Annotated in this window: 5 protein-coding genes; 1 reads left to right on the plus strand and 4 read right to left on the minus strand. The window is 74.6% G+C overall.

Annotation, left to right across the window (positions count from 1 at the left end; translation table 11 throughout):
* Window positions 1–267: 267 nt before the first annotated feature.
* Complete coding sequence (locus tag ABT247_RS10540; protein WP_502892426.1) at window positions 268–1,317, plus strand: alpha/beta hydrolase; 1,050 nt, start codon at window positions 268–270, stop codon at window positions 1,315–1,317.
* A gap of 115 nt (window positions 1,318–1,432) precedes the next feature.
* On the opposite strand, the gene ABT247_RS10545 is transcribed toward ABT247_RS10540, so the two are convergent.
* From ABT247_RS10545 to ABT247_RS10560, 4 genes are all read right to left on the minus strand, one after another.
* The gene (locus ABT247_RS10545; protein ID WP_350741022.1) at window positions 1,433–2,503 is read right to left on the minus strand and encodes an AfsR/SARP family transcriptional regulator; all 1,071 of its coding nucleotides are present in this window, start codon (window positions 2,501–2,503) and stop codon (window positions 1,433–1,435) included.
* Window positions 2,504–2,631: 128 nt separating this feature from the next.
* Complete coding sequence (locus tag ABT247_RS10550) at window positions 2,632–4,056, minus strand: serine/threonine-protein kinase (protein ID WP_350741024.1); 1,425 nt, start codon at window positions 4,054–4,056, stop codon at window positions 2,632–2,634.
* A gap of 8 nt (window positions 4,057–4,064) precedes the next feature.
* Entirely contained in the window at window positions 4,065–4,829 is a 765-nt protein-coding gene (locus ABT247_RS10555; protein ID WP_350741026.1) for a serine/threonine protein kinase, read from the minus strand.
* 235 nt (window positions 4,830–5,064) lie between these two features.
* Window positions 5,065–5,431: DUF8189 domain-containing protein (locus tag ABT247_RS10560; protein ID WP_502892425.1), on the minus strand; the 367-nt coding region annotated here is incomplete at its 5' end.

Raw genomic sequence — 5,431 nt, forward strand, 5'->3', positions numbered from 1 at the left:
TGGGCTGACAGCGCGGTCGGGGGGCGCGGGTGTACCGCCGCCCGGCCCCGGCGCGCCCGTCCGCCGGCGGAGGGGCGGCCTCCCGGCCGGGAGCGCACCGCGCAACGAAAAGCCCGTGAGAACAGAGCCCGTGAGGGGGAGAACACCGTGACGAGCACCACGAGCACGACGAGCACCACGAGCACGACGAGTACCACGAGCACGGCGAGCATCACGAGCACCAGGAGCACGAGGAAGGCGACGGCGCCCAGGCGCCGGTGGCGAACGGTGCTGGCGCTGCTGGCCGTCGTCCTGGGCACGGCCACCACGGCGGGCACCGCCCGGGCGGCCGGCAACCCCGGGACGCCGCCGCGGATGGCGGACGGATACGGCCTGACCCAGGTCGACACGACCGTGGGCGGCCCGACGAACTTCTACCTGACCGTGACCACCCCGGAGGTCGCGGGCAAGCACCACATCAAGGTCATCCTGCCGAGCGGCTACTACGACGACCCGACCCGGCGCTACCCCGTGCTGTACTTCCTGCACGGCTCGCCCGACGACCCGATCCAGCAGAACTACCCGGCGCTGACCACCTCGAACGCGATGATCACCGTCATCCCGGACGGCGGCGCCCGGGGCTGGTACGCCAACTGGCTCGACCAGCACACCCAGCTCGGCGCCCAGAACTGGGAGAACTTCCACCTCAACCAGGTGATCCCGTTCATCGACGCCAACCTGAGGACCATCGCGACCAAGAAGGCCCGGGCGATCGCCGGCGTCTCCATGGGCGGGTTCGGCGCCTTCCACTACGCCCAGGACCGCCCCGAGCTGTTCAGCCAGACCGCGTCCCTCTCGGGGGACATCGACCTGTCGGTCGACTCCATGGACCTGCGGCTGGCCGTCGTCGCCTCGCTCATCGACGCGCAGGGGGCGGTCTGCGGCTCGTCGTCCGGGGCCTGCGACCCGAACAACGACCCCTACAAGCCGGGGGTGGACAGCGACGCCCTGTTCGGCACGCCCTACCCGGTGTTCAACGCCGACTGGCGGTGGAACCAGGCGGACCCGTCACAGCACATGGACAGGCTCGCCGGCATCGGCGTCTCCGTGTACGTCGGCAACGGACGGGGCTCGGCCACCGAGCCGGAGTTCTGGCTGGAGGGCGCGGCCAAACACGTCAAGGACCGGATGGACGCCCTCGGCATGCCGTACCACTACGTCGACTACGGCGACGGCTCCGGCTGGGGCACCCAGTGCAACGGCGGCCACAACGGGGGCTGCTGGGAACAGGACCTGAGGGACCTGATCCCCCGGCTGGAACGGGCCTTCGCCTCCTGAGCACGCGGACACCGTGCCGCACCGCGCGGATGGGAGGGGGTTCCACCGGGGCGCGACCGCGCACCGCCCCGGTGGGGCCCCCTCCCGCGCCGGTCCGCTCACCGCGCCGGTCCGCTCACCGCGCGGCCCCGGTCAGGCCGAGCCCGGCCTCGTCCCCGCGCAGGATCATCCGGTACGTCAGCGTCAGCATCCGGCTCGGCGGCACCCCGAGCTCGTCGGCCAGCCGGCGGCGGGCCCGGTCGAACACGGCCAGGGCGTCGGCCTGCCGGCCGCCGCGGTACAGCGCACGCATCAGCAGCGCGGCCACCGGCTCGTTCAGCGGGTGTTCCGCGGACAGGGCGAACAGCTCGGCGGTCGCCTCCGCGCACTGGCCCAGCCGCAGCTGCCAGTCCAGCTTCCGCTGGGCGACGGCGACCCTGCGCTCGGTGAGCCGCAGCCGCTCCAGTTCGGCGAGCGGGCCGGGCAGGCCGGCCAGGAGTTCCCCGCGGAACAGGGCCAGCGCCCGGGAGCAGAGGCGGACCGCCTCGGCCGGATCGCCCGCCCGGTGGGCCGCGTCGGCATCCGTGACCAGGCCCTCCATGCGCTCCACGTCCACCTCGGTCGCGCCGGAGGACAGCCGGTAGCCCCAGCGGTCGTGCTCGATCACCGGAACCGGACAGTTCCCCGTTCGAAGGGCCTTGCGCAGCCGGTAGATGTGGACCGGCACCACATTGGTGACCGGCGGCTCCGACCCCCAGACCCCGTCCAGCAGTTCCTGCCGACTGACCGTCCGCCCCGCGCGCAGCGCCAGCGCCGCCAGGACGGCCTGCTGGCGCAGGTGGCCCAGGTCCAGGGGACGCCCGTCCTGCCAGGCCCGCAGCGGCCCGAGCACCGAGATCCGCACCGACGGCGCGCCCGGGCGGGCGGCGGTGCTGCGCCGCAGCGGGCTCACCAGCTGGGTGCGGGGGCCGCGGCCGGGCACGACCAGTCCGCAGTCGAAGGCGTGCACGATGGCGGCGGCCCGGTCGCGCAGGCCGAGCTTCACCAGGATCCGCGCGAGGTGCCCGGCCACGGCGTCCTCGGGCACGGCGAGGGCGGCGGCGATCTCGTCGTCGCGCAGGCCGCAGCCGACGGCCCGGAGCACCTGGCGCTCCTGGTGCCCGAGAACGGCGGCGCTCGGCCGGCTGGTGGTGGTCGTCGTCGGCATCACTACTCCCTGGCCTCGGGGCCGGCCGGTCCGGCGGGCGCCGTCGACAAGCTAGTGAGACGGGCGCCGGGCCGGAATCCGGAACGATCCGGAGTACCGCGCGGGCGGGCCGACGGCCCGCAGGCCGGTCAGGGGCAGAGCTGGAGCGCCGGGCGGTCCCTGGTGCGGACGGCGGGGAGCCAGGCGGTGGCGGGCCCGGGGAGCCGGACCCGGTACCAGAGGGTGGAGGTGCGGTCCTCCTCGTCGATGATCGGGAGCCCGGTGGGGAGCTGGCAGTCGGCGTCGAGGGTGTCGTCGTGCCAGACCCTGGTGGGCACCACGTTGTCGGCGGTGTACGGGCGCAGCGGATCGACGGCCAGGCCGAGACTGCACACGGGGTCGCGGTCGGTGCGCTGCTGGCAGCCGCGTTCGGCGTTGAAGACCCGGATGCGGGCGGACTGCGGGGGCGGTCCCGGATCCGGCCAGAGGGCGGCGGCGGTGACGGCGGCCGTGGCGCAGGTGGCGAGGGCCAGCAGCGCGGTGCGCGGTCGCGGCCGTGCCCGGCGGAACCGGCGGCCGGACCGGTGCGCCCGGATGCGGGCGAGCAGGCTCTCGGCGGTGTGCGCGGCGCGTGCGGCATGGGTCGGCGCGAGGCAGTCGGCGGCGAGGGTGCGCCAGAACGGGGGGACGTCCGGCGCCAGGCGCAGGGCGGCACGGCCCTCGGCGTACTGCTGGGCGGCGGCGCTTCGGGCGGTGGGGGTGGCGCCCGGGAAGGGCGGGACGCCGGCGGCGAACACCTCGTGGATCACGATGCCGAGCGCCCAGATGTCGGCCGTGGCACGGATCTTGACGCCGCGCTCGCCGAGCGGCTCCTTCCAGCGCTCCGGCGGGAGGTAGTCGGGCGTGCCCATCGGTGCGGAGTGGCCGTGGGTGCCGACGAGTTCGATGGCGAGGCCGAAGTCGGAGAGCCGGACCTCGCCGTCCCGGCCGATGAGGACGTTCTCCGGCTTGAGGTCGGTGTGGACCCAGCCGGAACGGTGCAGGTGGGCCAGGCCCTCGCAGATGCCGGCGATGATCCGGGCGCCCTGCTCCTCGTCCACGCCGGTGGCCAGCAGGTCCCGCAGGGTGCACCGGGCGCGTTCCATGACCAGGACGATCGAGCCGTCGAGCGCGGGGTGGTCGGGGGCGGCCAGGGTGAGGGTGTCGAGCAGGCGGACCAGCCGGGGGTGCGGGGCACTGCGGGCCAACTCGGCCTCCCGCCGGGCGGCTTCGGCGACCTGCCGGGCCTGGCGGGGCGCGAGCCCGGCGGTCGGCAGCACCTTGAGGGCGACCGTGCCGTCCGCGTCGTCCGAACCGACCGTGCCGTCCGCGTCGTCCGCACCGTCCGGGCCGTCCGTACCGACCCGCCCGCCCGCGCCGTCCGTACCGGCGGCGGCGTCCTCGGCCCGGCGCGCGGCGTAGACGGTCGCCCAGCCGCCTTCCCCGATGGGCCCGATGACGGTCCACGCGCCGACCCGGTGACCGGGTGGCAGCAGTTCCCCGCCGTCCTCGCAGGAGTCCGGGTCGTGCACCATCAGCACCCCTACCGCCCGGGCTCGGCGGCTTCGGGGCGCGGCAGGAGCGCCAGGTGCTCCTCTCGGACGATGCCGAACTTCAGGGCGAGTCCGACGACGGCCTCGCGCTTGCCGTTGCGGCGGTCCGCGCGGCCGCCGGCGTCGGGCAGTTCGATGCGGAGCTTCTCGTCGGCCAGGTAGTCGAGGTGCGAGCTGACCGCGCGGGCGGTGAGCCGGGCGCAGGCGGGGTGGTTGCGCAGCCGTGCCACGACCTGCGGAGTGGTGGGCACGGCGGCGGGGGAGTGGTCCCGCAGCCACGGCTCGCAGAGCGCGACCAGGACCAGGAAGTAGGTGGCGGTCTCGTCCAGCGAGTACGCCGTCATGGTGCGGCTCTCCCAGGAGCCGCCGTGGGCGTGCGGGTCGAGGTACACGTGGTCGGGCGCGAACACCTGGAAGGACAGCGGGGTTTCGCGCCGCGAGGGCAGCACCACCCGGGAGAACTCGAACGGGATCGGCGCGCCGATCCGCCGCGGTGGCACTCGCAGGTACTCGCCCGCACCCTCCGGGTTCTCCACCAGGTACGCGTGGGTGTTGCTGAGGTTGCTCAACTGCCAGTGGTCGTCCGTCGCGTGGATCTCCCCGGCGAGCCGGGACACCGCCTCGTCGCCGAGTCGGAGCTCCACCGGCGTCCCGGCGGAGCCGCGGCCGAAGCGCGCCCGCTCTCCCGGACCGAGCCGCAGGGTCACCGCGGCCTCGCCGCTCCCCTCCGGCAGGTGGACGAGAATCCCGCTCACCGTTCCTCCGTCCCGAGCACTGCTCCCCCGTTCCCCCGATTCGCATGCCGACCACTGCCGGACGGACGAACGTTACCTCTTCGAGCATGCCGGTAAACCGCATGGTGGCGTAGGCCACGTGCGGGGGAACCGCCGGAGCGGGAGCGTTCGCGCTCCCGCTCCGGCCGCCCGCGGCAGGCCGCGCCTGCCGGTCGGGGAGGTGGTCCTGCCCTCGGGGTGCCGGGGCCGGGGTCGGTCAGGGGACAGCCGGTCCGGCGGTGGTGTTGAGCCAGGTCCAGTCGGACCAGGTGGCGAATCCGGTCTGCCACTTGTGGTAGACGCCGGCGCTGCTGGTGCCGAAGACCTCGATCCGGCCGTCGGCGTTCGCGGTCGCGACGATCTCGGTGCCGGCGCCGCCGAAGCTGTCCCAGGGGTGGTAGGGCGCGTTGACCCCGGTCTGCCAGGCGTGCTGCGCCGTACTGCCGTTGATCGCGAAGACCTCGACCCGGCCGTCCGGCGAGCGCTCACTGGTGAGTTGGGCGTCGGTGGGTCCGCCGGCGGGTTCCCAGTCGGACCAGGTGGTGGGGTTGGTCTGGTACTTGTGGTAGACGCCCTTGGGGCCG

The organism is Kitasatospora sp. NPDC001539, assembly GCF_040298565.1.
Taxonomy (GTDB): Bacteria; Actinomycetota; Actinomycetes; order Streptomycetales; family Streptomycetaceae; genus Kitasatospora.

Bases quoted from the DNA above. Each gene is read 5' to 3' on its own strand.
- ABT247_RS10550 (WP_350741024.1), bottom strand. From the start codon at position 4,056: ATGGTGCACGACCCGGACTCCTGCGAGGACGGCGGGGAACTGCTGCCA.
- ABT247_RS10545 (WP_350741022.1), bottom strand. From the start codon at position 2,503: ATGCCGACGACGACCACCACCAGCCGGCCGAGCGCCGCCGTTCTCGGG.